Source organism: Mesorhizobium sp. B1-1-6, assembly GCF_006443035.1.
Taxonomy (GTDB): domain Bacteria; phylum Pseudomonadota; class Alphaproteobacteria; order Rhizobiales; family Rhizobiaceae; genus Mesorhizobium.
Genome location: NZ_VFWR01000004.1, coordinates 320891 through 345781 on the forward strand (window position 1 = coordinate 320891; position 24891 = coordinate 345781).

Consider the following 24891-nt stretch of genomic DNA (forward strand, 5'->3'; position numbering starts at 1 on the left):
TCCCATCCCGATATTCGCCGTGGGCCGGGCCTTGGGTCGGCCCTGCCTTATCCATTCTTTAAAGGCTGGGTGCGAGTTTCAGAGTCAATCAAAACGATCTGCAAAAGCAGAGCTGTTCACGACGAGTGCGGGTGCGTTGAGTTGATGCCGATCAAGGCCAGATACGTTGAATTGCCTGGGGCAATGGCCGCCGGTTGTGAACGTATGGTCCATCCCTCCATTCTTGGGCTGGACGACCGCGAGCGTCAGCGTCGCTTTATCGGCGCCATGCTGGCCGCTCCGTTCTTTGCCGCCGGTGCCGCCGTCACGCTCGTCACGTCAGGCATGGGCGCAGCCGTCACCGTGGCCGCCATCTTCGCGGCCTTTGGTCTTTGCTGGTTCATCGCCTTGCTGGTGGCCGCGACCGGCAGGATGGATCTGGCCGGCCGGGCCGCGCTGGCGATCGCGGGACTTGCGCTCGCCGGTCTTGTTGCCGCTGCCGGCGGGCTGAGCTCTCCGGTCGCGATGCTTTTCGTGGCGCTGCCGTTCGAAGCCTGGTGGATCGGCGCCTCGCGCCGCGCGGCGCTGTGGGGAGCCGTCTGCGCCGTCGTCGCCATTCTGTTGCAGCCTGTGACGGCAACCGTCCTCCCGCACGCCGCGGTGCCGATCGCCGCGTGGCACTGGCTGCTGCCATTGGCCTGGGCGCTGACGCTGGTGCCGCGTATATCGGCGGTTCGCAACACGGCGGCTGCGGCCGACGTAGGGGACACCGGCGATCGTCTGGAAGACATGATCGACGCGGTGGTCCTGCGCGTCGCCCGCCATGGCGAGGTTATCGATGCCTCGGCAAAGGCGCGTACGCTGTTGAAACTGCCCCCGCAACTGCTTTGCGGAACCGGGCTTTTCGATCGCGTGCATCTCTCGGATCGCGTCTCCTATCTCAGTGCCTTGGCCGACATGCGAGACGGGGCGCTGTCGCGCAGGCTGGAGTTGCGCGTCAGGCTGCCGCAGGACGGCAATGGACAGAATGGCAATGGCCCGGCAGACAACTATCGGCCGTTTTCGCTCGAACTGATGCGCGCTCAGGAGCAGGGCGACGTTTTCACGCTTGTGCTGCGCGAGAACGACGAGGTCGCCCGGTTGCGCGAAGACCTCGGCGCCGCCAATGACGCGGCCGCCGCCGCCGAAGTGGCGAAAGGGCGCTTCCTGGCGGTGGTGAGCCACGAACTGCGCACGCCGCTCAATGCCATCATCGGATTCTCCGACATGCTGCTGCACGAGATGTTCGGCGCCTTCAAGGATCCACGGCAGAAGGAATATGTCGGTCTGGTGCGCGATTCCGGCCAGCATCTGCTTGCCGTCGTAACCTCCATTCTCGACGTGTCGCGGATCGAATCGGGCGTCTATGCGACCGAACCGGAGCCATTCCGCTTCATGGAAGCCGTCGACATGTGTCAGCAGATGATGCGGCTCCAGGCGCAGGCCAAGAACATCGATCTCAAGGCGCAGATCGCGCCGGACGCCGGCGAAATCAACGCCGACCGGCGCGCCGTGCAGCAGATCCTCATCAATCTCGTCTCGAATGCGATCAAGTTCACGCCCGATGGCGGCGATGTCGTCGTCGGCGCCAAGCGGATCGGTTCGCGCCTGCATTTCTGGGTGCGGGACACCGGCATCGGCATCGCCGAGGAAGATTTCGCCAATCTCGGCAAGCCGTTCATGCAGATCCAGAACGACTATACCCGTCGTTTCGAGGGGACCGGCCTTGGCCTGTCGCTGGTCAAGGGACTGGTGGCGCTGCACGAAGGCACCATGTCGATCGAAAGCATGCCGGGCGAGGGCACCACGGTCACCATCAGCCTGCCGGTGAACGGGCCGAAAGGGCGGCCGGCGGACAAGGCCGGGGTGCTGACGATGCCGCTGGCCAGGGCGAAAGGGGACGGAAATGGCGCGCTCCGCAAAACAGCCTAAGGCGGCCAAGCGCCGCAGCAACGCCTTCCAGGACGGAGCCGTCGCCATCGGCGGCATGATTTCGCGCAATCCCGTCCTGGCGGGAGGGTCGACGGCATTCCTGGTGACGCTGTTCTACGTTTCGGCGAATGCGCTGTGGTACCAGCCTTTTCCGCATGCCGGCGCCTTCTTCGCGACCCGCAGCATGCAGGGCGTTCCGCACGCGGCCGCTGATGAGCCGGAGACCACCTTCAACATCGTGCGGCCAGGTACCGCGCCGGCGCCGGTCAAGGGCGATCCGGTGGTGGAGCAGGTGCAGGGCATATTGAAGGATCTCGATTTCTACGCCGGCACGGTCGACGGCATTTCCGGACCCAACACGCGCAAGGCGATCCAGGCCTATCAGCAGAAGGTTGGGCTCAACACGTCCGGCGAGATCGACGCGCTGCTGCTCGATCAGCTGGGCGCGACCCCGAAAACCGCCGCCGTGCCGAAACCGCAACCGCGTCCCGAAGTGTCGCAGGCGGTTCCAGTGTCGCTGCAGACCGATACGGCTTCCCAAGCGCCGGATCCTCGCATTGTCAAGATACAGGCCGGGCTCAAGGCCTTCGGCAATGACGACATGCAGCTCGACGGCGTCGTCGGCGCCCGTACCAAGGCGGCCATCAAGGAATTCCAGTCGCTGTTCGGCCTGCCGCAGACCGGCGAGCCCGACGAACTGGTCTATGTCAAAATGCGCGAGATCGGCCTGACCAACTGACGGCGCAAACAACGGCTCGCCCAGCGGTGTAAATACCGATAGATAGCCCGCATGCTGTCCGGACTTTTCTCATGCGCGTGACCACGGATCTGTGGGTATCGGCCCTGTTGCGTCGGGTTTTCGGCGCGGGCGGATTTGCCGCCGTGGTCAAGCGCGGCGCGACCGAAGCCGGCGCCGTGTTCGTTCTGACGCGGAGCCGGCTTGGTGAAATCGCTCTCTATGGGCCGGCGCCACAGACGAGCTACGATTCGGCCAAGCCCGACGACCGTTTCTTTAGCCTTCTCGCCACCGCCGCCGATGCTTCGGTGCTGGACGCCAGGCTGGAACGCGAGAAGAAATTCGATCCCGACATCTGGGTGGTTGAGATCGAGGCCGGCGCTGTTCCTGTCGAGGAGCTTATTTCCGTGAAGATGTCCTGAGGCCAGGGAAGGCCGCTGCATCGTCACTGTTCGACGCCTCGCGGCTGGCGCTGTTGGTGGGGGCGGCGTCGCGAACCACATCGGACAGGGTCACGGCCTTCCATTCCCGCACCTTGTCCAGCGCCGCGTCGCGGTGCAGGAGCCGGTAGCGATCGAGGAAGGTGCGGATCGCCTGCGGATGCGGAAACTCGCGGGAGTAGACGGCAACCGTGATCAGGAATGCCCGGTCCTCGCTGAGGTCGAGCGAGCGCAGCGCCGTCAGCAGCGGCATGTAATTCTGGTTCGCCGTCAGCAACCTGGCCGTCGAGAAATCGATATCGAGCGCATCGGCGAGCGCGGTCTGGAAGAAGGCGGCGTTTCCGGTCAGCGCCGTCTCGCGCAATTTGGCATAGGTGTCGGCTCCGGTGAACGGATCGACCTGCGCCGCCTGCGCCTCCTCGCCGGCCCGCATCATGGAGCGCAGCCTGTGCCGCGCATTTTCGGCACCAACGCCCGGCGTCTGCTGCCTTGTCGCGCTGTCGGCGGCCGGCGCCTTCAAGGGAGCGGTTTGTGCCGGGGAGGCTTCCGCTTCCGGATCGCGTACCCGCACCAGCGTCGGCCTTTCCAGCGCCCTGATCAGATCGGCGATGGTCGGATTAAGGTTCTTGCGGCGCGCGATCGCGCGCGCATGCGGCAGCCCGTGCCGGCCGATCAGCGCAATGAGGTCGATGTCACTGACTGCGCGCGAGCGGATGAGCAAGGGGGCGGCGATGTCTACCGGCTCCTCGCACAGGCGCCGCACCAGCCCGGCCGGAGCATATTCGCATTCAGAGAGGGCCGCCGCCACGTAGCGGCGCGATTCGACGGACACGTTGTCGAACAGCGGCAGCGTCAGATCTTCGAGCTGGCCGATCTCCCGGCGGGACGGCCGCGTAAGCGAGCAGAACGCAGACACCGCTGCGCGGAACAGCCTTTCGGCCTTTCCCGATTCCGTCCCTACCGCGATTTGCCTGAAGTCCGAAGATGACACGAGGGATACGCCCGATACTCTATACACGCCTGACCATGCTCGACCGGAACCGTGTCGGTTTCGCGATTGCCAAAAACAAAGATCAAGTTAGCTGGGATCCGTTAGCGCTCCGTTAACCCTCTGCCGGCCTTAATGATATTTGGAGGCGTTGCGTTGTGCTCCGGGGCAACCGAGAGGAATACGCGAACCATGGGCATGGTACTCTCTTTCGTGCCGAGAACGGCACCAACCAATCGAGCAAAGCAAACCACCGAAATACCGGCGGCGGTGATCATCTTTCCCGGTATCCGCTATGAGCGGTCCGCCGCGGGGGAAGCGCGGCCTGCCGGCCCTGACAAGCCGGGATCGCCACGCACGCCAGTGCCGCACCACTGAACGTTCTTGAGGCCGAGGCGGGAATCATCCCTGCGGCACCGCCCTTGATTGTTGTGATGCGGACTGTCCGGGCCGCGGTCTAAAAGTCTTGCAGCTCGCACGAACTCTGCTCCAGAAAGCGCGACACGATCGACTTCCAGCTGTCGTCCGGCACGAAGCTGCGGATGACGAATATGCCCTCGTCGATCGGCGCTTCGACGAAGATCGCTCCCTGAAGCTCCTCGGGAAGGTCCCTGCGCATGTCGATCATCTGCGCCGGCGTCAGCACCACGGCATCCAGCTTGCCCCCGGTCGCCGTGTGGTCGTTGAATGAATAGATGTTGTGGCCGTTGCGGTCATAGACAGACACCGACCAGAAGGGCACATTGCCCGGCGCCCTGATCCTCACCATTCCCTCATCGAGGTCGAACCGGCAAGCCGTCGCATAAAACAGCGGGTCGACCGATTTCACCACCGGCGCGCCGCCCGCCTCGGCATCGAGCCGGGTCATCCGGTAGAGATCCGACGCCATCGACAGCCGTGACCAGGCATCGCGTTCCGAGAATTCAGGCACCAGAAGCAGCACGACGATATGCACGATGCCGGCGCCGACGAGGCCGAGCAGGACGGCATGTAGAAGTCTGCGCGTCGCGGCATAGACACTACGCATCGCAGCTGACCTTGGTGATCTTGGGCAGCGACACATCCGACAGGCCGGTGCTGCTGGCGATCGGCGTGTCGTAGAATGTCAAAACGAAATACATCCTGCCGGAACCGTCGGTCAGCAGCCAATTGCCGGGCATCGGGTGATGGCCGACGGAAATGAGCACCGAATTGTCGGATTGGCGCAGCACGCCATAGGATTGAAGCGCGGCAACCCGCGATTTGCCGGTCTCGACCACGCTGAGCGATTGGTCGGCGGCATAGAGGGTCCAGAATCGGGCGGTCGGAAATCCGCCTTCGATCGTGTAGGTACATTCGCGCCTGAGTTCTCCGCCAGCTGCGTCGTCCTCGGCGACAAAGGACAGCCCTTCGGCGCGGCCGAGCGCGAGCACGCCCTCGCGCGCCACGCGGGCCTTGGAATAGGGGTCGGCTGCGGGTGTGCCGATATCGGGAAAGGCGGTCCACTGGCCGATCCTGATCGCCCCGACGCCGTCCTGCATTTTCAGCGCATACCAGACGCTGGCGCCGCCGCCGCCGATGGCTATGGCAAGCGAAAGCAGCGTCAGGAAGGCGTTCTTGAGCATGAAAGGCCGGGCGCATGAAGAATTGCCGCTCGGGGATATCGCGGCGCGGGGTCGTGTGGCAAGCCGCAGGACGCGGATTCGCAAGGTGTGGCTTTTCCATCTTCCCGAAGGCAGAAGGGAAGAGGCGCCGCGATCACAGCGCCGACAGCGTTTCGGGCGGAGCCGATGCACCGAGCCTGCGCGCCGTTTCGAACAGGTGGGTCATGTCCCTGAGCGTCTGTGTCGTCCGGCTGGACAGCACCGGCGGCCGTTCGGCGGCGGCATCGGCCGCTGCCTGTTCCTCGCTCTTCTTCTGCGCTTCCGCGGCCTTGGCCGCGATCTCCTCGTCGACGAAGGGCTTGTCGATGCCGGGGATAGGCTTGAGGTCGATGTTCTGATGCGCATAGACCATGAGCCGCTGCCACACCATCGCCGGCAGCGAGCCGCCTGTCATGTTCTTGGTCGGCGTGAAATCGTCGTTGCCCAGCCAGACGGCCGCCGTGTAGTTGCCGGTGAAGCCGACGAACCAGGCATCGCGGTAGGATTGCGTCGTGCCGGTCTTGCCGGCGACGACGATGTTGGGTATCTGCGCGCGCCTGGCGGTACCCATCGCCGGTACCGCGACAAGCATGGTGTTCATCGATTTCAGCGCCTGCTCGGACAGCACGCGATGCGGCGGCGGCGCATCCTTGGCGAAATCGTAGACCACCTCGCCGGTGCGGGTGACGAGCTGCGTGATCCCATGCCTGGAGCCGACAAAGCCGTTCTGCGCGAACACGCTGTAGCCCGTCGCCTGGTCCATCACTGTCATGCCCGAGGTGCCGAGCACCATGGTCTTGTGCGCTTCGAGCGGCGATTCCACGCCGAACGATTCCGCCATCGCCTTGATCGGCCCGATACCGAGATAATCCTTGGCAAGCCGCACGGGCACGGTATTGATCGACTTGGCCATGGCCACGATGAGCGGAACCTTGCCCGCCGACTCGCCGCCGTAATTGTGCGGCGACCAGCTGCCCCAGCTGATCGGCCCGCCTGATACGATCGAATTCGGCGTAAAGCCGTGCTCCATAGCCGTTGCATAGACATAGGGCTTGAAGGAGGAACCGGTCTGGCGCAGCGCCTTGGTGGCGCGGTTGAACTGGCTGGCGCCATAGTCGCGGCCGCCGACGATCGCGCGCACCGCGCCGTTGGTCTCGATGACCACCACGGCCCCTTCGGTGACGTTGTACTCCTTGCCGAACTGGCGCAGGTGGAACTCCACCGACTCTTCTGCCGCCTTCTGGATGTTGGCGTCGAAGGTGGTGTGCGCCACCAGCGAGTGCTGCCCGGGCTTGGCGATCTTCTTAACCTCGTCGAAGGCCCAGTCGAGGAAATAGTCGGGGCTCTTCTGTTCGCCGCGGTCGACGACATCGGCCGGATGCAGCCTTGCCTGCAGCACCTGGCCCTCGGTCATGAAGCCGGAATCGACGAGATTGGACAGCACCACATTGGCGCGCGCGCGCGCCGCCGGCAGGTTGATGTGCGGCGCGTATTTGGTCGGCGCCTTGAACAGGCCTGCAAGCATCGCCGCCTCGGCGAGATTGAGGTCCTTGACGCTCTTGCCGAAATAGAAGTCCGCCGCCGCCTCGATGCCGAACGTGCCGCCGCCCATATAGGCGCGGTCGAGATAGAGCTGCAAGATTTCCTTCTTCGACAGATTGGCTTCGAGCCACAGCGACAGGAAGGCTTCCTTGATCTTGCGCTCGAAGGTGCGCTCATTGGTCAGGAACAGGTTCTTGGCCAGCTGCTGCGTGATGCTGGAGCCGCCCTGGACGACGGAGTTTGCCCGCACATTTTCGAAGATTGCGCGCGACAGGCCGAGAACGTCGATGCCGTAATGGTCGAAGAAACGCCGGTCCTCGGTGGCAAGCACCGCCTTGATGACATGATCGGGCATTTCGTCGACCGGCACGGAATCGCGCTGGATGATGCCGCGTTGGCCGATCTCGTTGCCATAACGGTCGAGGAAGGTAACGGCGAAGTCGCCCTGGGCGCGCCAGTCGCCGGCCGTGTCCTGGAAGGCGGGAATAGCCAGCGCCAGCATGACGACGATGCCGCCGGCGCCAAGCGTAAAACCTTCGCTCAACAACTCGACGATGCCACGGCGCCAGCCGTTGACGCGAAAGCGCCGCGAGAAAATCGTCGCGCCCTCCCAGAACTGGCGCGCCTTGAACCCGATCTCGTAGAGAGAGGAATCAATCCATGCGTCGAGCGCCAACAGCCGGGCGGCGATCGCACCTCTTCTCTTGCGTGGTTCAGGACTGACCATTCAAAAACCCGGACGGCTATAGCACGGCCTGAAAACCAAGCGGGCAGTTTCAGGGCGACGCCGCCCTGACTATTCATCCATTTGCGGACGCCCACAAGGGTGGCGAGGACACACCTGCGGGGTTTGTTGATGGGGGCGGTTACAAACTGCCATTCACCCCCCTGATGCTGATCAGGCCGGCGAAGATGGGGGTTGCCGTTCCGGGCTCAGGCCGCCTCGCGCTTCAGCGCCTGCGCCATGCAGTGGATGCCGCCGCCGGTCTTGGAGATCTCGCTCATGTCGACGGCCGCCACTTCGAAGCCGCGCGCCTTGAGTTGACCGATCAGCGACTGGCTGGATGTCGGCGCGATCACCCTGTCCTTGCCCAGCGACATGAAGTTGCAACCGAGCGCCATCGTGTCCTGGAACGGCACGTCGATGATCTCGTGCCCTTTGCCCTTCAGCCAGTCGACGATCCCCGGCTCGGTGCAGGCGAGGCAGACGGCGGTGAGTTTTTCGGCGATCGGCACCACCATCAGGTCGATATGGACATAGTACTCGTCGATGAAGGCGATACGTGTTTCCCAGCCCTCTTTTTCGAACCAGGCCTGCACCTGCCGGGCGCCTTCTTCCTGCGTGCGGGCGCCGCCGCAGCCGATTAGCACCACGCCGTCCTCGATGACGTTGAAATCGCCGCCCTCGAAGGTGCCTGCGGTGACCATGTCATAGATCGGGATGCCAAGTTTTTCATAGGTGCGAATGGCGGCATAATTCTCGCCGCGCCGCCACCAATTGGCCATGGCGGTGATGATGGCGCCGTAGGGCGTCATTACGCTGGAATCGCGGGAGTAGACCTGCATCGGCAGCTCCGGCGTCGGCTCGTGCCAGTGGATGTTGACGCCGAAATGCTCGTAGGCCGCGACCAGATCCTTGTGTTGCGCCTGCGCGATCTGCACGTTGCAGGGTGCCTCGCGCAGGTGTTTCCGCGACAGCGAACTGGTCGAGAGATGGCGCAGGAAATTGGGCGAGCCGAGCAGCACGTCGGTCAAGACGTCGGTCTCGTTGGCGAAACCCCACGATGTCAGCGGCTTGGTGCCGCCGGCCGGGTTGCGGCGCTGCAGCGAAAACGGCTCGGCGATGATGCGGTCATGAACGGTCATGCGGTTCTCCTCGTATGGGCGTTTGCGGTCATAGCTTGCTTGGTATCCACCAGTCGCGGCCGCGCGGCGTGGTGACATATTCCGGCCAGCGGAAGTTGATGGGCGGATCGTAGTCGCAGAGCGGCGCGATCCAGGTCGAACCGCCAATGCCGCCGCCGGTTCGGGTGACGAACTCGTCCATCGCCATGTCGCGCGCGGCCTTGTCTTCCAGCAGGCGAAGGGCGGATAGCGCGACGGTCTTCGCCGCGCAGATGACCATCGGGTCGATGGTCGCCGGGATGCCACCCAGCGCGTTCATCGCCCAAGCTGGAAAAACATGACCGTTTGCCGAACGCAGGGCAGGGCGGGCGACATAGAAACGCGCCGTCGGCGCGTGCCAGCTCATGTCGGTGTAGTCGTCCGAGGTCGAGTTCACCTGCGACGGCGGCAGGTCGCGGCGCAGGATCGCCTCTGCCTCCTGTGGTGCAATCAGCCGCTCCAGCTCGTCGATGAAGGGGTTTTCGCTCGCCACCCCACCGGCATTGACCTGGATCTCGCGGGCGATCTTCTTCGCCGCCTCGTCCCAGCGGGGCGGGCCGACGCTCGCCAACGCCTCATAGGCGATCCCGGCCATGGCATGATTGGCCAGCCCCGGCCGCGACTTCGAAACCCAGTGCCGTTCGTAGCGGCAGCCGCTGATCGCGGCGGCGGCCGAGGCGTTTCGGTCGAGCACGGCGGTGACCTGCTCGGCCATGGCGATGGTCGGAACACGGATCATGTACTGGATCTCGGCAAGGCCTGCCGGCAGATTGTCGGCGGTGGCCTGGCCCGCCGTCAGGATCGCCTCGCTGATCGACCAGCCGCCCTGGTGCGGCAGCATGGAATCGCGCAGCGCCTTGGAGGCTATGTACATCGTCATCAGCGCGTCGTTGGCGCCGGGCGCGCGAACCGCCGAATGTGCTTGCGGGATCGGGGCGCCGTCGCCGGCGGCGCGTGCCCAATTCTCGGGCTCATCGCAGATGAAGCGATAGATCATCGCGTAGGCAGCGCCGCAATGGGTGTCCCAGCGCGCAGTGTTGCAGAGCGGCAGCATGTAGAAGGGATGGAAGGAGATCATGCCGGCTAGGCCGTCATAATAGCCTTTGGCTGCATGGATCGGTTTCGAGCCGCGCACCTTCTCCGCCGGCTCGCCGGTGAAGCGCAGCGTGCCTGCAATGCCGTGGCGCTGCATGGCGGCCTTGGTGGCGAGCAGACCGCCCAGGCTGGCCATGCCCAGGCCCGAGTGTGGATCGGTATGGCCGCCGGCTTCGGAACCGAGCCCGAGGCGTGGCCGCCTCACCGTGGCAGCGTCCTGGCAGTTGCCGGGCACGGCGTCATATTCGGCATACATGCCGATGGTCGGACCGTCCCCATTGGTCCAGTGGGCGCAGAAGGCCGTCGGCATGCCCGCGGAGCCTTCCTCGACCGCAAACCCCTCGCGCTTCAGCCGATCGACATACCAGTCTGCCGACTGGTACTCGCGCCAGGCAGTCTCGCCGAAGTCGAAGATGGTGCGCGTCCAGGCCGACAGCAGCGGCTGGATGCCGTCGAGGCAGGCAAGAGCGGTTTCTTGCGCCGATGTCGTCACCGGTTTTTCCATGCGCCAAAGAAAGCAGTGAAGCGGCTCGCCAAAAAGTGATATGTTTTCCCGGTTCGTGCAAATTCGGTTCACCTCTTGAGAATTCCATCGACGCAGGCGCTGCGCGCCCTCGACAGTTTCGCCCGTCATGGCAGCGTCTGGCGCGCCGCCGACGAATTGCACCTCACCCGCAGTGCGGTCAGCCATCAATTGCGCTTGCTCGAACGCGACCTCGGCTTCGATCTGCTGGAGCGCATCGGCAAGGGCGTGGCGCTGACGCCGCGCGGCCAGCGCTATGCCGCGGACGTGCGCAAGGCGCTGACCGTGCTCGGCGACGCGGTGGCGCAAAACGCCGGCACCGGGGTCGGCGGCTCCTTCGCAGTCTCATGCACACCAGGCTTCGCCTCGCTGTTCTTGTGCACCCATATCGGCGAGTTCCGGCAGATGTATCCGGACGTGGCGCTGAGCATACTGACGCCCCGGCGGCTCGACGACGTCAGCAATCCGGACGCCGACGCCTTCATTGCCTTTGGCGTCGGCAACTGGCCGAACCGCGTGGTGGAACTGCTGTGCGAAATCTCGTTCACGCCGCTCTGCAGCCCGACGCTACTCAACAAAGTGGGCGGCTTTTCCAAGCCCGCCGACGTCCTGCGCGCCAACCTGCTGCATCTTGGCGATACGGAGGACTGGGCGCGCTGGCTGGCGCTGGCCAAGGTCGAGAACCCCGACACCGAGGGCGGCATCTTCTTTTCCGACATGAACCTCGTTTTCTCGGCGGCGATTGCCGGCCAGGGCATCGCCATGGGGGACGAGCTGACCAGCCGCCGGGCGCTGAGTGAGGGCCGGCTGGTCAAGCCGTTCGAGACCTCGATCCCGTCGCCGCGTTCCTATTTCCTGGTTTCCGAGCACGCCAAGGCGGGTCACCCTGTGCTGGAGGCGTTTGGGGGATGGTTGAGGTCGAAGCTATCGGAGAACAGGTTGCGGACATATTGAGATCAACTGATCTCCCCCAGGAGAGGTGAATTTCGCGGCTCCAGCGTCGCCGGCATTCGCCATAGATGAATCAAATTTGCCGATCAGGCGAAAACTATTCGGTTGCGGTGAGCCTTCGCGCTGCCTACGATTTCCCCAGCCACCAAGGAAGAGGCAGGATGCAGCAACCCGGCCGGGCCGCAGAGATCAAGGCGAACGGGATCGGCAAGAGCTTCGGCTCGTTCCGTGCGCTGGACAATCTGACGCTCAATATCGGCCGCGGCGAGTTTTTGACGCTGCTCGGCCCCTCCGGCTCCGGCAAGACCACCTTCCTGATGATCCTGGCCGGCTTCCTGCAGCCCAGCGAGGGCCGCCTGTTCAGCGACGGCGTCGATATTACCGACCGGCCGGCCGAACAGCGCGCCGCCGGCATGGTGTTCCAGGGCTATGCGCTCTTCCCGCATATGAGCGTCGAGCAAAACATCGCCTTTCCCCTCAAGGTTCGCAAGAAATCTGCCGCCGAGATCAAGCGTAGCGTCGGCGAGATGATAGAGCGCGTCGGTCTGCTCGGCCACGAGAAGAAGCTGCCGGCGCAGCTTTCCGGCGGCCAGCAACAACGCGTGGCGCTGGCCCGCGCGCTGGTGTTCGAGCCGGGCGTGCTTTTGCTCGACGAGCCGTTCTCGGCGCTGGACAAGAGCCTGCGCGGCCAGATGCAGGCCGAGATGAAACGTCTGCACCAGGAGACCGGCACCACCTTCGTCTTCGTCACCCACGACCAGAGCGAGGCGCTGGCGCTGTCCTCGCGTGTCGCCATCTTCAACCATGGCAAATTGTTGCAGGTCGGAGCGCCTGACGAGGTCTATGACCGGCCCGCCAACCGCTTCGTCGCCGAGTTCCTGGGCGAGATCAATATGCTGCCGCTGAAGGGCGTGCGCGTCGCCGACCATGGCGCGACCGCGCTCTGCGAAGACCGGGCAATCAAGCTGCGCGGCAACGCCGAAGCAGTGGATGGCAATGCCATCCTGGCGATCCGGCCAGAACATATGTCGATAGCGCGCGAGGCGGCGGCAGGCGAGAACGGCATAGCTGCCACCGCGATCGGATCGACCTATCTGGGCGCGGCGACCAAACTCGACCTTACGACACGCCAAGGTGCGAAGGTGACCGTCTCTGTGCCGAACGAGGTCGCGGCCGCGGCACTCAGCAAAGGCAATTCCGTCTGGCTGACCTGGCCGGCGGAAAAGGGTTTCCTCCTTCCGGACGGAGGGCAATGAGCACCGGCGCGGCCTGAATTCGCCGCACCGGATTCCGGATTCGATCAACGAAAACAAAGGGGAACTAACATGAACGATACCAAGAAACAGGCCATCGAAACGCTCTCCGAAAGGACAAGGCGCGGTGAGATCTCGCGCCGGCAATTCACGCAACTTGCAGGCCTCGTGCTTGCCGGCACGCCGCTGCTGCTGCGCTCGACCAAGTCCTTCGCCGCCGCGAAGGAACTGGTGCTGGTCAACTGGGGCGGCGACGCCATCACGGCTTACGACGCCGCCTATGGCCAGGCTTTCACCAAGGACACCGGCATCACCGTCAAGATGGATGGCTCCGGCCCGACCGAAGGGGCCATCGCGGCACAATTTAAAAGCGGTGCGCCGACCTGGGATCTTGTCGACGTCGACCCGTTCTCGGCCATCACGCTTGGCGCGCAAGGCATGCTCGAGCCGATCGACTACACAATAGTCGACAAGAAGAAGATGCGGCCGGGTTTCGGCTGGGATTACGCCGCCTCGACCTATTTCTTCTCCTATGTGATCGCCTACGATTCGCAGAAATACGGCAGCAATGCCCCGACCGGCATGGCCGATTTCTTCGACGTGAAGAAATTCCCCGGCAAGCGCTCCCTCTACAAATGGGGCGTGTCGAGCTGGGAGGCGGCTCTTCTCGCCGACGGCATCGCGCCGGCGTCGCTCTATCCGCTCGACCTCAAGCGCGCGCATGACAAGATCGCCGCGTTCAAGGAGAACGTCGTCGCCTATTGGGGCGGCGGCGCGGAAAGCCAGAGCGTGTTGCTCAACGGCGAAGCCTCGATGGCGATCGTCTGGTCGACGCGAGCCTCGCTGATCGAGCAGGATTCGGGCGGTCAGATCAAGTTCATCTGGGACCAGGGCCTGATTTCGCCCGGCGCACTGGCCGTGTTGAAGAACAACCCCGGCGGCAAGGACGCGGCGATGAAGTTCATCGCCAGCGCGCAGGACCCTGCAAAGCAGCTTGTCATGTTCGACAAGCTCGGTCAGGGCCCGGCCAACCCGGCTGCCGACGCTCTGGTTCCCGCCGACAAGAAGCGCATCAACCCGGTCGATCCCGAGAACATGAAGAAGCAGATCCCGCTCGACATGGACTGGTACGCCAAGAATTACGGGGCGGCGCTGGACGAATATACCAAGATCATCTCCGCCTGACCGGCGCTGGGCTGACATGAGAGGCGTTCTCTCGGATAGGATGGGCGCGGCGCTGCTGATGGCGCCGCTGCTCCTGTTCCTTGGCCTCGCCTATGCCTGGCCGTTCCTCGGCGTGGTGAAGTGGAGCTTCACACTGCCGACGCCGGGGCTTGGCCAGTACGGCGCGCTGATAACCGACCCGCTGGTACAGTCGGTGTTCGTCCGCACGCTGCGCATCGCGGCGATCGTCACCGTTGTGTCGGTTGCCGCTGCCTACGCCATCACCGTGGTCTGGGTGCGCGGCAGCCCGGCGCAGCGGGTGCTGGCCGAATTCTGCATCCTGGTGCCGTTCTGGATATCGGTGCTGACGCGCGCCTTCGGCTGGGTGGCGCTTCTCTCCAACCGCGGCCTGATCAACACCTGGCTGCAGTCGATCGGCTTCATTAGCGAACCGCTGACGCTGGTGCGCAACGAATTCGGCGTCATCGTCGGCATGACGCACTTCCTCATTCCTTTCGCCGTCTTTCCGCTGGCGTCTTCCATGCGCAGCCTCGACGAGCGTGTGCTGCTCGCCGCGCGCGGGCTGGGTTCCAGCCGCATGCGCACCTTCTGGACGGTGTTCGTGCCGATGACGCGCTCCGGCATCATCGGCTCCGCGCTGATCGTCTTCGTCTTCTCGCTCGGCTTCTTCGTTACGCCGGCGATCCTTGGCGGTGGCCGCAGCGTCATGATCGCCGAATTGATCTATCTCCGCATCTTCCAGAGCCCGGACTGGGGGCTGGGTGCTGCCATCAGCGTGGTGCTGGTGTTGTTCGTCGGCATCCTGATGGCGCTGCTCTTCCGCTACGTCAGACCGAAGCAATTGGTGTAGCCTATGCCGACCTATCGCCCCGGTCCCGTCTCGCTTGCCCTCGCCGTCATGGTGGCGCTGTTCCTGCTCCTGCCGCTGCTGGCCGTGATCCCGGTCTCGCTGACGCCCAGCCGGATGCTGGCGATGCCAACGGGCGAGTTGTCGCTGCGCCACTACCGCTCGCTGGTCGAGGATCCGCGCTGGCTTCAGTCCATCCTGCTCTCGATCAGGATCGGCATCGTCAGCAGTGTTATCTCGACGGTGCTGGCACTGTGCTTCAGCCTTGGCGTGTGGATGTTCCAGCCGCGCTTCACCGCGGCTCTGGTCGGCTTCGTGCTGTTGCCAATGGTGGTGCCGCCGGTGGTCTCGGCGGTGACGCTCTATTTCCTGCTCACCTCGATCTCCGGCGTCAGTTCCTTTTTCGGCTACGACACGTGGCTGGGTGTGGCCATGGCGCATTCGGTGATGACGGTGCCCTTCGCCACGGTGCTGATCCTGGTCTCCCTCAGCCAGCTTGACCGCCGTATCGACCTCGCAGCGCGTGGCCTTGGCGCCAGCGTTTGGGAGCGCGCCACGCGCATCATCATGCCCAACATCAAATTCGGCATCGTCACCGCGGCACTGCTGTCCTTCGTGCTCTCCTGGGAGGAAATCGGCGTCACGCTGTTCATCACCTCGGTCAACGCCATCACGCTGCCCAGGTTGATGTGGATGGGTCTGCGCGACAATATCGACCCGGCGATCGCGGCACTTTCAGTGATCCTGATCGTCATCACCGTGCTGGTGCTTGCAGTGCGCAGCGTTGTGGTGCGGCTGCGTGGAGGACAATGACCGGGGGCCTGTCTGCCTCAGGGGATTGTCACAGGGGTAAAACTGCTAGCAGAAGCGCACCGAGACCCGGCCGAACCTGCCCAAATCGCCGATGACTTCGTCGCCGGCCTCGACATTTATCGGCGTCACGCAGGTGCCGGTTATCACCACTTGCCCCGGCTGGAGCGTTATGCCCAGCCCCGACAGTTCGTTGACGATCCAGGTCAGCGCAACACGCGGATCGCCCAACACGGCTGCTCCTGATCCGGTATGCTGCGACCTTCCAGAGACAGAAGCGGCCACCGGGTGCTTCGCGAAATCTACGTCACGCCAATCGTCTTCCGCCGCCTCGCCGATGACGAACAGATTGGCACAAGCATTGTCGGCGATGAGCTGCGGCGCGCCGACAGCGCAGAAATCGTCATAGCGGGAGTCCGGTATTTCGATCGCCGGATGCAAACTCGCCACGGCGTCCATTACATCACCGATTTCATAAGGCCCCGGGCGAGGCGGCAACTGACGGCTGAACCGGAAGGCGAATTCGATCTCGGCGACACGCATCTTGCTTGTCGCCAGGGAAACGGAGCCACCGACCTCGACCGCCTTCTCGGCGAGGAGGCGCCCGGCCATCGGGCCGTCGACGTTGATATGCCGCTGGCCGGCCAGGCTGGTTGCCGCGATCTTCCAGCCGAAGAGCGGAGCCACTGAGCGATCCATGACGTGCGACTGGATGGCGTAGCCTTCGGCCCGCGTCTTCGGCCGCAATTCCTCGGGTATGGCGTCGAGGCGGGTGCCCTTGTCCCAATGGCCTACCAGGAGGCGCGACGCGGCCCTGGCCTTTTCTGGATCGAGCATGGTCAGCTCCTGAAATTAGGAAATGCGGCGCTGCCGGGTGTTGCTGATGCTTGCGGTGCGCAAAGGATACCCGCTATTCATCGTCGCTGACGAGATTGTCGGGAAGTCGTATTTTCGAGATCATCGACATTCATCATCGTGACAACGAATCGGCAATCGTGTTCGTTCGGTAAATGGCTTTATATGGCAAAGCGTCTGGAGTGCGGAAGAGCTTCTGGCGAGCAGGGTCGATAGCGCACCGGGTGAGGGAGAAACGATGACGGCGCCCGGCGATTTGCAACAGGCACTGTTTCTGAGGCTAAAAAGCGATCCGTCCCTGTCGGCTCTGCTGGGCGGCGCCGGACTGCGCGAACAACCAACCGACAACGTCGCCTTTCCCTATGTCACATGCGGCCAGACTTGCGCCTTTGACTGGGACACTGGCGCCGAGAACCGCGACGATCAACTTATTACGCTGCATGTCTGGTCGAAGGCCCATGGCGAAGCCGAAACGCGCGCCATCATGGATGCCATCGAGGCGCGCCTTGCCGACGCGGTGCTGGAGGTCGGTGCTCGCGGCCAGACACGCCTGTCGCTCGAATTCAGCGAGGCGCGCTATGACGAGGAACTGCTTGTCCATCACGGCCTGCTGCGTTTTCGGGCGCTGACCCAGGAAAACGCCTGACGCGCGCTTTCAATATGAACGAAACGGAGTCTAGACTGGAACTTCATGGGTTTCATCGGGTTGGGCGGTGAAATCTCAATTTGTTTGTCTCGCATTGCAGGGGTGGCTGAGCATGGTTTCAGCGGCGATCACCGTTCATTTCACGTTCAGCGCCGATGCGTTACAACGCTGGCCATGAGAACGCTTCGCTCCCATTTCCGAACCGCGACCCTGGCGCTCTGCGCCGGGCTGCTTGCGGTGCCGGCAAGCGTGGCGCCGGCAGCCGCGCAGGATGAATCGATTGTCGTGGCGGCGGCCGACTGCTACGCGATCGGCCAGCAGGTGGCCGAGCAGAATGGCGGGACGCTTGCCAAGGCCTCGCAGTCGACGCGAGGCGGGCAGCCGGTCTGCGTCATCGTCGTGCTCGTTCCGGGCAAGAACGGGCAGCGTCCGCGCCGCTCCGAGATCGTCGTCCCGCAGAACTGACCCCCGTCGTTTCCCAGGCCGGCGGAATCGGCCTATAGCTGAAGCAATCGGTCAACAGGCAGTGGTCTTCGCATGCGCGTACTGGTCGTCGAGGATGACAAGGATCTCAACCGGCAGATATCGGATGCGCTGGTCGACGCCGGCTATGTCGTCGACCGGGCATATGACGGCGAGGAGGGCCATTTTCTCGGTGACACCGAGCCCTACGACGCGGTCGTGCTCGACATCGGCCTGCCGCAAATGGACGGCATCAGCGTGGTCGAGCGCTGGCGGCGCGGCGGCCGCAAGATGCCGGTGCTGATCCTGACCGCCCGCGACCGCTGGAGCGACAAGGTCTCCGGCATCGACGCCGGCGCGGACGACTATGTCACCAAGCCGTTCCACATCGAGGAGGTCCTGGCGCGGGTCAGGGCGCTGATCCGCCGCGCCGCCGGCCACGCCTCATCCGAACTGACCTGCGGGCCGCTACGCCTCGACACCAAGGCCTCGAAGGCCGATGTCGCCGGCGTGCCGTTGAAGCTGACATCGCATGAGTTCCGCCTGCTTGCCTACCTGATGCATCACATGGGCGAGGTCGTCTCGCGGACCGAACTGGTAGAGCATCTCTACGACCAGGATTTCGACCGCGATTCCAACACGATCGAGGTGTTTGTCGGACGGCTCCGCAAGAAAATGGGCATCGACATGATCGAAACCGTGCGCGGCATGGGTTATCGCATGCGTGAGCCGGAGGCGTAAGGCGGAACCGCTCCCTACCAACCCAACCGTGAGCAAGCGGCTCTCGCTGCGCTTGTGGCCGCGCTCGCTGACGTTCCGCGTCATCGCCTTTTCCACGGTCTGGGCGATCCTGACCCTCATCGTCATTTTCACCCTCATTACCACGCTCTACCGCCAGGCCAGCGAGCGCGGTTTCGACAGCCTGCTTTCTGCGCATCTGTTCAACCTGATCGGCTCCATCGGCATTTCCGACACCGGCGCGCTCACCGGCGCTCCGGATCTCGGCGACCTCCGCTTCTCGGAACCGAATTCGGGCTGGTACTGGTCCGTCGAACCCGCCTCGGAAGGGGTGCACGGCAATCTCCACTCATCGTCGATGACCAAGACGATCCCGTCGCCCGATGTGGCGGACGTTCCCTTCAACGCCAATTTCCAGCGCAGCTACGCGGCGCAAGGCATCGATGGCGAGGAGTTGGTCGTGTTCGAGAGCGAATTCGTTCTCGATGCCAAGAACCGCGCCGCCCGCTTTCGCGTCATGGGCAACAAGACCGAACTGGAACAGGAGATCGCCACCTTCCAGCGCCGCCTCCTGACCTACCTTTCCCTGTTCGGCGTCGGCATGATCGCCATCAACGCCATCGCCATCCTGCTCGGCCTGCAACCGCTGCGAAGGGTCAGGAACGCGCTCGCCATGGTGCGCGAAGGCACCGCGCAAAGACTTGACGGCCAGTTTCCAGCCGAGATTGAACCGCTTGCCAACGAAACCAATGCCTTGATCGAGAACAACCGGCGTATCGTCGAGCGCTCGCGGACTCAGGTCGGCAATCTCGCCCATTCCCTGAAGACACCGCTGGCGGTGCTGCTCAACGAGGGGCGGGCGCTTGGTGGCGCCAAGGGGCAACTGATCGCCGAACAGGCCGCTTCCATGCAGAAGCAGGTCGATCACTATCTCCAGCGCGCCCGCGTCGCGGCGCAGCGCGACAGCGTCGTCTATCGCACGCCGATAGCGCCGTTGGTGCAGCGCATGGTCAGGGTCTTGCAGAAGCTCAATCCGCAGACCAACCTGTCGTTGTCGCTGCCGCCGATCGAGATCGTCTTTGCCGGCGAGCGCGAGGACCTCGAGGAGTTGCTCGGCAATCTGCTCGAAAACGCGATGAAATGGGCGAAGAGCGCGGTTTCGATTTCCGTCGTTCCCGTGGGTGACAAGGACGACAACATGTTCGAGATCGCCATCGAAGACGACGGACCGGGCATACCCGAGGAAAAAGCGCGCGAAGCGTTGAAACGCGGACGACGCCTGGACGAGACCAAGCCGGGCACGGGTCTCGGCTTGGCCATTGTCGCCGACCTCGTCAACGAGTATGGAGGCATACTGCTGCTCGAACGGTCCGGCATGGGCGGATTGAAGGCGGTAGTGCGATTGCGGAGCCTTCAGTGATGCCTTTCCCCGGCCGATCGACATTGAAGGGCTGGGCATGTTATGGCGGGGCACCGATTGGCTCCGTAGCGGGCCCAACGGCCAAATTTCCGACAAATATCAACATTATAGGCTCGCCGACTTCTCCGATGACGCGGCCCCCGGCTCATCCATGACAGGCTCCAGCTCAAGAAAACCGGTTGTTGGCATGAAGATTCGCGTCGCGCTTGTTTCCGCATTGATGGCCGTTTCTGGCTGCACCACCTTGGGCGGCAAGGCTCCCACCATCGCTGCGACGCCGGCCTCGACGCCATCCGGCGGCGGCAAAGTCGCCACGACGATTATCTCTGCGATGGGCGGCGGCCTCATTGGCGGGTCGATCGGCAGCGGGCTTAGCGACGCCGAAAAGCGCAGCGCGCTCGAGGCTGAATACAAGGCGCTCGAATACACCACGAGCGGCCAGAAGGTGACGTGGAAGGGCACCCAGGCGTCCCGTTATGGCGAAGTGGTTCCGGCTCAGCCCTACCGCGTCGGCTCACAGGACTGCCGCCAGTACACGCAGACCGTCTTTACCGGCGGGGCAGGGGTCACGGCGCGTGGAACGGCTTGCCGCAACGCCGATGGCAGTTGGACGCCGCTCACCTGACAGGCTAGCCGGTCCATTTCGGACCCGGCCGGTTGATGTCGATGAAGGATATGCGGCGCGCCCGCCGTCAAAGCGTCGCAGTATGCTTGTGTTGGCAGGGCAAGGCTCTGCCGTTATTGGAAGAACCATGCTGTTCTGGGTCATAGCCGCAATCCTAACGCTGGGCGCCAGCCTGGCGGTGCTGCTGCCGCTGGCCGGTGGCGCCAGAAGCGCGTCTTCGAGCGGCGAGCACGATCTGGAAGTTTATCGCGACCAACTGTCCGAACTCGACCGCGACGCCGCCCGTGGCCTGATCAAGCCTGCCGAAGCCGATGAGGCGCGCGCCGAGATCGCCCGGCGCATCCTTCGTCTCGACAATGCGGACCAGACCGGCAGCGCATCCGTCGGACGTACATCCGTCGCGACGCGGCTTGTCGCCACCGCGGCCGTGCTGGCGGTGCCGCTGGTCAGTTGGGGCCTCTACATCAACATAGGCTCGCCCGATCTGCCCTCGCAGCCGCTCAGCGAGCGGCTGGCCAAGAATCCGGCCGACAGCTCGGTCGACGAACTTGTGGCTCGCGCCGAAGCCCATCTTGCCGCCAATCCGTCCGACGGCAGAGGATGGGACGTGCTGGCGCCGGTCTATCTGCGCATGCAGCGCTTTTCCGACGCGGTCGCCGCCTATCGCAACGCCATTCGCCTCGACGGCGACAGCGCTGTTCGCCGGGCCGGTCTCGGCGAGGCGATCGCCAGCGCGGCCGGCGGCATCGTTTCGGCGGATGCCCAGGAGGCCTTCGAGGCGGCCCTGAAACTTGACCCGGCCAATGCCAAGGCCGGCTTCTACCTGGCTATGGCCTTGGCGCAGGAGGGCCGCAGCAAGGAGGCGGCCGCGGCCTGGCAGGCGATGCTGGGCACGCTGCCGAAGGATTCGCCATGGCGCGGCGCGATCGAGCAGGCGCTGGCCAAGTCCGATAGTTCCGGCGCCGGCAATGCAGGCATCGCTTCGAGCGAGCCGGCAAACGGACCGACCGCGGGCGATATCGATGCCGCTTCATCGATGTCGCCGCAGGACAGGGAAGCCATGATCAACACCATGGTCGCCGGGCTCGACGAGAAGCTGCGGCAGAATCCGCGCGACCCGGAAGGATGGATGCGGCTCGTTCGTTCCTACATCGTGCTGGGCAAGGCCGACCAGGCGCGCGAGGCGCTGAGCCGAGCTATTGCCGTCTTTGGAGCCGACAGTGACGAAGCCAGGAAATTCACCGCTTTTGCCGCTTCGCTCGGCCTGACGGCGACGCAATAGGGCTGGACCGGACAATGACACGCAAACAGAAACGATTGTCGGTGATCGCGGGCGGCCTGGCCTTCCTCGGCGCCGCCACCGGCCTGACATTCTATGCGCTCGGCCAGAAGGCGTCCTATTTCTACATGCCCGCCGATCTGGCCACGGCGACGGTGCAGCCGGGCCAGCGCATCAGGCTGGGCGGCCTGGTGGAAAAAGGCACGATCCAGCGCGGGCAGGGGGCGACAGTGGCGTTCTCGGTGACCGACACCCATAAATCGGTCAAGGTCACCTATACAGGCATCCTGCCTGACCTATTTCGCGAGGAGCAGGGGGTCATCACCGAGGGCACGTTCGGCCCGGATGGCGTCTTTGTGGCCGACAGCGTTCTGGCCAAGCACGACGAGCGCTACATGCCCAAGGAAGTGGCCGATGGGCTGAAGGCCAAGGGCGTTTGGCAGGAGAGCAAGAGTGAATAGGCAGGCTCGATATAGCCGGGTTGGCGATCATGGTTGAGACCGGACATTTCGCGCTGGTCCTGGCCTTCGCGCTGGCGCTGGTGCAGACGGTGGTGCCGCTGTTTGGCGCCCGCACCAACAATCAGCGCCTGATGGCGGTCGGCGCTCCCGTCGCGATCACCGGCTTTGCCCTGACGGCGCTGTCCTTCGCCGCACTGGTCAGCGCCTATGCGAGCTCCGATTTCTCGGTCGCCAGCGTCTGGGAAAATTCCCATTCGCTGCAGCCGATGATCTATAAGATCACTGGAACCTGGGGCAATCACGAAGGCTCGATGCTGCTCTGGGTGTTGATCCTGACCTTCTTCGGTGCGCTGGTCGCCGCCTTCGGCTCCAACCTGCCGGCGACGCTACGCGCCAACGTGCTTGCCGTGCAGGGTGCGATCGGCGCGACATTCTTCCTGTTTATCCTGGCAACGTCCAATCCCTTCGCCAGGCTTTCGCCGGCGCCCATCGAAGGGCGCGATCTCAATCCCATTTTGCAGGATCTCGGCCTCGCAGTGCACCCGCCACTGCTCTATCTCGGCTATGTCGGCTTTTCGATCTGTTTCTCGTTCTCGGTAGCCGCGCTCATCGACGGACGCATCGATGCGTCCTGGGCGCGATGGGTACGGCCGTGGACCCTGGTGGCCTGGATGTTCCTGACCGGCGGCATCGCCATGGGCTCGTACTGGGCTTATTACGAGCTCGGCTGGGGCGGCTTCTGGTTCTGGGATCCGGTCGAGAACGCCTCCTTCATGCCGTGGCTGGCGGGCACCGCGCTGCTCCATTCGGCCATCGTCATGGAAAAGCGTTCGGCACTGAAGATCTGGACGCTGCTGCTCGCCATCCTGACCTTTTCACTGTCGTTGCTCGGCACCTTCCTGGTGCGTTCGGGCGTCCTGACCTCGGTGCATGCCTTCGCCACCGATCCGACGCGCGGCATCTTCATCCTGTGCATACTGACGTTGTTCATCGGTGGATCATTGACGCTGTTTGCACTGCGTGCCTCGAGGCTGACGGCCGGCGGCCTCTTTCATCCGGTTTCGCGCGAAGGCGCGCTGGTGCTGAATAATTTGTTCCTGACCACGGCCACCGCCACCGTACTCGTCGGTACGCTCTATCCGTTGGCCGTCGAGGCCCTTTCGGCCGACAAGATTTCGGTCGGCGCGCCGTTCTTCGACCTCACCTTCGGACCGCTCATGGTGCCGTTGCTGGCCATGGTTCCGTTCGGGCCGCTGCTGGCCTGGAAGCGCGGCGACGTCTTCGCCGTCGCGCAGCGCCTGATGGCAGCTTTCGCGGCGGCGCTTCTGGCAACGCTGGTCACCGCCCTGTTCATCAACGGCGCTTCGGTATTCGCAGCCCTTGGCGTGGGTCTTGCCGTCTGGCTGATCCTCGGCGCTCTCACCGACCTCGCTGTCAAGGCGGGGTTCGGCAATGTGGCTGCGAGGGTCATGGTCAGGCGCCTGCTCGGCCTGCCGCGCTCGGTCTTCGGCACAGCGCTTGCCCACCTCGGTCTTGGCCTGACCACGCTTGGCATCGTCGGCACGCTTTGCTTCGGCACCGAGAAGATCCTGTCGATGCATGCCGGGCAAACCGTCGAATTGTCCGGCCACACTCTGCGTTTCGTCGGGCTCCATCCGGCGCAGGGACCGAATTACAGCGAGGATCGCGGTCGCTTCCAACTGATCGGTGTCGGCGGCAGTCCGGTTGGCGAAATCAGCTCGGCCAAGCGCTTCTATCCGGTACGCCAGACGACGACGACGGAATCAGGCATCAGGACGATGGGCCTTTCGCAGCTTTACATTTCGCTCGGCGACGAGGGCAATGACGGATCGGTCGTGGTGCGCCTGTGGTGGAAACCGCTGGTGACGCTGATCTGGGGCGGCGGCCTGGTCATGATGGTTGGTGCGGCCATGTCGCTGATGGACAGGCGCCTGCGCGTCGGCGCACCCTCGCGCCGCCGCAAGCAGGCCGGCGCCATGAGCCCCGCGGGCCTGCCATGAAGGCGAAGTTGTCCATCGCGTCGCTCGTGATGGTGCTGGCGCTGTCCTTTGCCGGCACGGCGCTGGCGGTGAAGCCCGACGAGATGCTTGCCGATCCGACGCTGGAAGCGAGAGCGCGAGCGCTGTCGGAAGGGCTGCGCTGCATGGTCTGCCAGAACCAGTCGATCGACGAATCCGATGCCGATCTTGCCCGTGACCTGCGCGTTCTGGTGCGCCAGCGCCTGGTCGCTGGCGATACCGACAAGCAGGTGATGGACTATGTGGTTTCGCGCTACGGCGAGTTCGTGCTGCTGAAGCCGCGCTTCGACCTGCGCAACGCTCTGCTTTGGGGCACGCCGGTGATCCTGCTTTTGGCCGGTGGCCTGTTCGTCGTGCTCAGCGCGAGATCGCGCCGGACACTGGCGACAAAATCCCTCTCCGCCGACGAGCGGGCGGCACTGGAGGCGATCCTGCGCCGCGATTGAGTGCAGGCGGCGATCGTTCGCCAACATTACCAAAATTTCATGCGTCGGAAATGGCGTCGTAATGTACGCCGCTCTAATTCTCTTCCACAGGATG

24 protein-coding genes are annotated in these 24891 nt (G+C 64.0%); 17 read left to right on the plus strand and 7 right to left on the minus strand.

What is annotated here, in order from left to right; all coding sequences use genetic code 11:
- Positions 1-204 precede the first annotated feature (204 nt).
- The 3 genes from FJ979_RS10705 to FJ979_RS10715 all read left to right on the plus strand — a co-directional run bounded on the left by FJ979_RS10705 (position 205) and on the right by FJ979_RS10715 (position 3108).
- Positions 205-1950 carry a PAS domain-containing sensor histidine kinase gene (locus tag FJ979_RS10705; protein ID WP_140555855.1) on the plus strand — a complete coding sequence of 582 codons (1746 nt, stop codon included), beginning with the start codon at positions 205-207 and terminating at the stop codon, positions 1948-1950.
- Positions 1925-2689, plus strand: coding sequence for a peptidoglycan-binding protein (locus FJ979_RS10710; protein WP_140520732.1), 765 nt, complete (start codon positions 1925-1927; stop codon positions 2687-2689). The genes FJ979_RS10705 and FJ979_RS10710 overlap by 26 nt, the downstream gene beginning before the upstream one ends.
- A gap of 71 nt (positions 2690-2760) precedes the next feature.
- A complete protein-coding gene (locus FJ979_RS10715; RefSeq protein WP_140494737.1) occupies positions 2761-3108 on the plus strand; it encodes a DUF1491 family protein in 348 nt (115 codons plus the stop codon).
- Here FJ979_RS10715 and FJ979_RS10720 read toward each other — a convergent pair.
- The 6 genes from FJ979_RS10720 to FJ979_RS10750 form a co-directional block, all read right to left on the minus strand.
- A complete protein-coding gene (locus FJ979_RS10720; protein WP_140494734.1) occupies positions 3086-4117 on the minus strand; it encodes a DUF2336 domain-containing protein in 1032 nt (343 codons plus the stop codon). The two genes, FJ979_RS10715 and FJ979_RS10720, sit on opposite strands and share 23 nt — an antisense overlap.
- 454 nt (positions 4118-4571) lie before the next feature.
- Positions 4572-5141 (minus strand): DUF1254 domain-containing protein, encoded by a 570-nt coding sequence (locus FJ979_RS10730; protein WP_140494730.1) that lies wholly within the window; start codon positions 5139-5141, stop codon positions 4572-4574.
- Positions 5134-5718 (minus strand): DUF1214 domain-containing protein, encoded by a 585-nt coding sequence (locus tag FJ979_RS10735; protein WP_140517961.1) that lies wholly within the window; start codon positions 5716-5718, stop codon positions 5134-5136. Before FJ979_RS10735 ends, FJ979_RS10730 begins: the two co-directional genes overlap by 8 nt.
- Positions 5719-5851: 133 nt before the next feature.
- Entirely contained in the window at positions 5852-8005 is a 2154-nt protein-coding gene (locus FJ979_RS10740; protein WP_140520727.1) for a penicillin-binding protein 1A, read from the minus strand.
- Positions 8006-8211: 206 nt separating this feature from the next.
- Positions 8212-9144 (minus strand): dimethylarginine dimethylaminohydrolase family protein, encoded by a 933-nt coding sequence (locus FJ979_RS10745; RefSeq protein WP_140580853.1) that lies wholly within the window; start codon positions 9142-9144, stop codon positions 8212-8214.
- A 28-nt stretch (positions 9145-9172) separates the two neighbouring features.
- Complete coding sequence (locus FJ979_RS10750) at positions 9173-10762, minus strand: amidohydrolase (RefSeq protein ID WP_181168499.1); 1590 nt, start codon at positions 10760-10762, stop codon at positions 9173-9175.
- A 75-nt stretch (positions 10763-10837) separates the two neighbouring features.
- Between FJ979_RS10750 and FJ979_RS10755 the strand changes: the two genes are divergently transcribed.
- The 5 genes from FJ979_RS10755 (at position 10838) to FJ979_RS10775 (ending at position 15829) form a co-directional block, all read left to right on the plus strand.
- Positions 10838-11734 carry a LysR substrate-binding domain-containing protein gene (locus tag FJ979_RS10755; RefSeq protein ID WP_140553936.1) on the plus strand — a complete coding sequence of 299 codons (897 nt, stop codon included), beginning with the start codon at positions 10838-10840 and terminating at the stop codon, positions 11732-11734.
- A 158-nt stretch (positions 11735-11892) separates the two neighbouring features.
- A complete protein-coding gene (locus tag FJ979_RS10760) occupies positions 11893-12987 on the plus strand; it encodes an ABC transporter ATP-binding protein (RefSeq protein WP_140494713.1) in 1095 nt (364 codons plus the stop codon).
- A gap of 69 nt (positions 12988-13056) precedes the next feature.
- Positions 13057-14169 carry an ABC transporter substrate-binding protein gene (locus tag FJ979_RS10765; protein ID WP_140494711.1) on the plus strand — a complete coding sequence of 371 codons (1113 nt, stop codon included), beginning with the start codon at positions 13057-13059 and terminating at the stop codon, positions 14167-14169.
- A gap of 16 nt (positions 14170-14185) precedes the next feature.
- Entirely contained in the window at positions 14186-15019 is an 834-nt protein-coding gene (locus FJ979_RS10770; protein WP_140559435.1) for an ABC transporter permease, read from the plus strand.
- A 3-nt stretch (positions 15020-15022) separates the two neighbouring features.
- A complete protein-coding gene (locus FJ979_RS10775) occupies positions 15023-15829 on the plus strand; it encodes an ABC transporter permease (RefSeq protein WP_140580854.1) in 807 nt (268 codons plus the stop codon).
- A 45-nt stretch (positions 15830-15874) separates the two neighbouring features.
- Here the strand turns inward: FJ979_RS10775 and FJ979_RS10780 are convergent, their stop codons facing one another.
- Positions 15875-16663 carry a fumarylacetoacetate hydrolase family protein gene (locus FJ979_RS10780; protein ID WP_140580856.1) on the minus strand — a complete coding sequence of 263 codons (789 nt, stop codon included), beginning with the start codon at positions 16661-16663 and terminating at the stop codon, positions 15875-15877.
- Between the two features lie 256 nt (positions 16664-16919).
- On the opposite strand from FJ979_RS10780, the gene FJ979_RS10785 reads away from it, so the two are divergent.
- The 9 genes from FJ979_RS10785 to FJ979_RS10825 all read left to right on the plus strand — a co-directional run bounded on the left by FJ979_RS10785 (position 16920) and on the right by FJ979_RS10825 (position 24797).
- Positions 16920-17327, plus strand: a complete 408-nt coding sequence (locus FJ979_RS10785) for a DUF3168 domain-containing protein (protein WP_140494704.1) — start codon at positions 16920-16922, stop codon at positions 17325-17327.
- A gap of 174 nt (positions 17328-17501) precedes the next feature.
- A complete protein-coding gene (locus FJ979_RS10790) occupies positions 17502-17792 on the plus strand; it encodes a hypothetical protein (RefSeq protein WP_140494702.1) in 291 nt (96 codons plus the stop codon).
- A gap of 72 nt (positions 17793-17864) precedes the next feature.
- Entirely contained in the window at positions 17865-18530 is a 666-nt protein-coding gene (locus tag FJ979_RS10795) for a response regulator transcription factor (RefSeq protein ID WP_140494700.1), read from the plus strand.
- Positions 18531-18558: 28 nt separating this feature from the next.
- Entirely contained in the window at positions 18559-19947 is a 1389-nt protein-coding gene (locus FJ979_RS10800) for an ATP-binding protein (RefSeq protein WP_281405892.1), read from the plus strand.
- Between the two features lie 187 nt (positions 19948-20134).
- A complete protein-coding gene (locus FJ979_RS10805) occupies positions 20135-20572 on the plus strand; it encodes a hypothetical protein (protein ID WP_140517972.1) in 438 nt (145 codons plus the stop codon).
- A 127-nt stretch (positions 20573-20699) separates the two neighbouring features.
- Positions 20700-21854, plus strand: coding sequence for a c-type cytochrome biogenesis protein CcmI (ccmI, locus tag FJ979_RS10810; protein WP_140555843.1), 1155 nt, complete (start codon positions 20700-20702; stop codon positions 21852-21854).
- Between the two features lie 14 nt (positions 21855-21868).
- Positions 21869-22312, plus strand: a complete 444-nt coding sequence (gene ccmE / locus FJ979_RS10815) for a cytochrome c maturation protein CcmE (RefSeq protein ID WP_140494692.1) — start codon at positions 21869-21871, stop codon at positions 22310-22312.
- Between the two features lie 29 nt (positions 22313-22341).
- The gene (locus FJ979_RS10820) at positions 22342-24333 is read left to right on the plus strand and encodes a heme lyase CcmF/NrfE family subunit (RefSeq protein ID WP_140494690.1); all 1992 of its coding nucleotides are present in this window, start codon (positions 22342-22344) and stop codon (positions 24331-24333) included.
- The gene (locus tag FJ979_RS10825) at positions 24330-24797 is read left to right on the plus strand and encodes a cytochrome c-type biogenesis protein (protein ID WP_140494688.1); all 468 of its coding nucleotides are present in this window, start codon (positions 24330-24332) and stop codon (positions 24795-24797) included. Before FJ979_RS10820 ends, FJ979_RS10825 begins: the two co-directional genes overlap by 4 nt.
- Positions 24798-24891 lie beyond the last annotated feature (94 nt).